General features: G+C 67.7%; 3 protein-coding genes. All 3 read left to right on the forward strand.

Annotation, left to right across the window (positions count from 1 at the left end; translation table 11 throughout):
- Positions 1–454, forward strand: a 454-nt coding sequence (locus tag P3W85_RS13250) for an energy transducer TonB (RefSeq protein ID WP_276265113.1), incomplete at its 5' end; no start/stop codon positions are given.
- Between the two features lie 55 nt (positions 455–509).
- Entirely contained in the window at positions 510–2,312 is a 1,803-nt protein-coding gene (locus P3W85_RS13255) for a putative porin (RefSeq protein ID WP_276265114.1), read from the forward strand.
- A 9-nt stretch (positions 2,313–2,321) separates the two neighbouring features.
- The coding region (locus P3W85_RS13260; RefSeq protein WP_276265115.1) for a hypothetical protein at positions 2,322–3,024 on the forward strand (703 nt) is incomplete at its 3' end.

Genomic DNA, 3,024 nt, shown 5'->3' on the forward strand with positions numbered 1-3,024 from the left:
CGAACCCGAGCCCAAGCCGGCCGAACCGCTCGAAGCCCCGAAGGACGATGCGCCACCGAGCCCGTCGAAGGACCTGGGAGACCCGGTCACCATCGACGGCGCCGCACAGGCCGGCACGGACGCCTTCGGCATCCAGGCCGGGCGCGGCGGCGGCATGACCGGTGGCGGCGGTGGCCTGGGCAGCCGCTCTTACTCAGGCTACGTCTCGAATGCGCTGCAGCAGGCGTTCGCGCGGGATCCGCGTACCCGGCAGCTGGCCTTCGAAGACATCCGTATCGAACTCTGGCTGGATGCCGACGGCAGGGCGGCTCGCGCGCAACTGGTGCGCAGCACCGGGAACGCGCAGACCGACGAGGCCGTACTGGCCATGGTGCGCGATTTCCGCGCCGACGAGCGGCCGCCGGCTTCGCTGCGCTTCCCGATGCGGATGTCGATCAAGGGGCGCCGTCCCTGACGATGCCTGATGGCTGATGCCCCATTCCATTCCATAAAAAACTCCTGAACAGACGATGAACCATCCAGCAATCCCTCAGCGCCATTCGGGTCGTGGCGCAGCATGGCCGGCGGGCCGCGCTTCCCAGCAACCGGCGCCGGCAAGAAAGACCCAGATCCTGGCCGCCGCCATGGCGATCGCCTTGCTGGGCGCTAGCGCGGCCGGGCACGCACAAAGCGCGGCTCCCGCCGAAAGCTCGATGGTCAGGCTGATCCGCAGCCTGATCCAGAGCGGCGCCCTCAACAAGGACGCCGGCGAGGCGCTGCTGGCCCAGGCGCAGACCGAGGCGATGGCCGCGCAGCAGGCGCAGCGGCTGGCAGCGGCGCCAGCCGCCGGCGGACTTCGCCCGGAGCCGGGCGACGTGCGCGTGCCCTATATCTCGGAGACCGTACGCGACGAGATCCGCGACGAGGTGAAAGGGCAGGTCATGGCCCAGGCCAAGGCGGAGGGCTGGGCAGCGCCCAACGAAACGCCGGAATGGACCAAGCGCATCCACGTCGAAGGCGATATCCGCGTGCGCAACGAATCGCGCTTCTTCTCCGGCGGCAACAGCGATATCGCCATCGATTGGGCGGCGATCAACCAGGGCAGCGGCTTCGACGTCAACCCCAACACCAACCTCTCGCTGCCGCCGCTGCTCAATACCCGCCAGAACCGTCCCAACATACTGCGCGCCCGTGCCCGGGTCGGCATCCTCGCCGATATCTCCGACAGCACGCACGCCGGCGTGCGGCTGGCAACCGGCAACGACGACAGCCCGGTATCGACCAATCAGACGCTCGGCGGCGGCCTGGCCAAGAAGAATGTCTGGCTCGACCAGGGCTGGCTGTCGTACAAGCCTGCCGAGTGGGTCAACATCACCGGCGGCCGCTTCGGCAATCCCTTCGTGTCCTCCGACCTGCTGTTCTCCAACGACCTGAATTTCGATGGCCTGGCGGCGCAGTTCGAAAAGGCGCTGCCGCAGCGGGACGTGACCCTGTTCGGCACGCTTGGCCTGGTGCCGCTCGAGTATTCGTCGGACAGCTTCCCCAGCCGCAGCCAGAACAAGATGGGCAGCGAGAAGAAGTGGCTGCTGGGCGCACAGGCCGGCGCGGAATGGAAGGTCAACAGCGACAATCGCCTGCGCGGCGCGGTGGCGTACTACGACTTCAGGAACGTCAGCGGCAGGCTGTCCCAGCCTTGCGCCCTCTATGCGGGCGCCGACGGCTGCAGCACGGACTGGTCGCGCCCGGCCTTCATGCAAAAGGGCAACACGCTGATGCTGTTGCGCAATATCGCGCTCAATCCGCTGGATCCGGCTGGCACGCCGCAACCGCAGTTCGTGGGGCTGGCCTCCAAGTTCCAGTTGCTTGACCTGAACATGCGCTGGGAAACCAAGGTGGCCGGCAGGTACGGCCTGCGCCTGGACGCCAACTACGTCCGCAACCTGGCCTACGACGAGAACGGCATGTTCACGCGTGCCAACGGCGGCATCGTCAACAACTTCGGCGGCAGCGGCGGCACCACCCGCGCGGATTTCAAGAGCGGCGGCAATGCCTATATGTTCCAGGCCACGCTCGGCAAGCCCAGCCCTTCGGCCCGCGGCGACTGGAACGTGCTGGCCGGCTACAAGCGCATCGAGCCAGACGCGATGCCGGATGCCTACAACGACCCGACCTTCCACCTGGGCGGCACCAATGCGCGCGGCTATTACGTGAGCGGCTCGTACGCCATCGACAAGAACACCTGGGTCACCGGCCGCTGGACGTCGACCAAGGAGGTCTTCGGGCCGCCGCTGGCGATCGACATCCTGCAGGTCGAGATCAATACGCGCTTCTAGGAGGATCCCGTGTCCACATCATTCCTCCACGTCGCCGCTCAGGCCACGCCTTCCCGCGCGGCCAAGGGCTGGCGGCCGCTGGCGCTGTGCGCCATGCTCGCGATGGCCGCGGCGCCGGGCCATGCCCAGCAGGCCCAGTCCATGGAAGAGCGCCTGCGCGCCCAGTTGCGCGTGACGACGACGCAGTTGCAGCAGGCGCAGAACGAACTGGCCATCCTCAAGGCAGGCGGTCCGCATGCCGGCGCAGCGCCGTCGGGGGCCGACGCGGAAGCGCTCAGGAAAGACCTCGAGCGCGCCCGCGCGCAACTGGCCGCCGAACGCCAGGAACGCGAGAAGCTGAGCGACAGGAATCAGCAGGCGCAGGTACAGGCCCAGGCGGTAGTGGAAAAGGCGGGCACGCAGATCGCCCAATACCGCAATGCCTACGACGAGTTGCTGAAGCTGGCGCGCGCGGCCGAAGCCGAACGCCAGCGGCTGGCCCTCGAGACCAAGGCGCAGCAAGGGGCGATGGCCCAGTGCGAAGCCAAGAATGCGCAGTTGTACGCGGTCGGGCAGGAGATCCTGCGCGCCTATGAGACGGTGGATGTCGGCACGGTGATGATTGCCCGCCAGCCCTTCGCCGCGCAGAGCCGCGTCAAGTTCGAGCAGATCGCGCAGGCCTATGGCGACAAACTCTACGAAGGGCGCTTCACCGCTGCCGGCGCGGCCCAGG

This window comes from Cupriavidus basilensis, from assembly GCF_029335485.1.
GTDB lineage: Bacteria > Pseudomonadota > Gammaproteobacteria > Burkholderiales > Burkholderiaceae > Cupriavidus > Cupriavidus basilensis_E.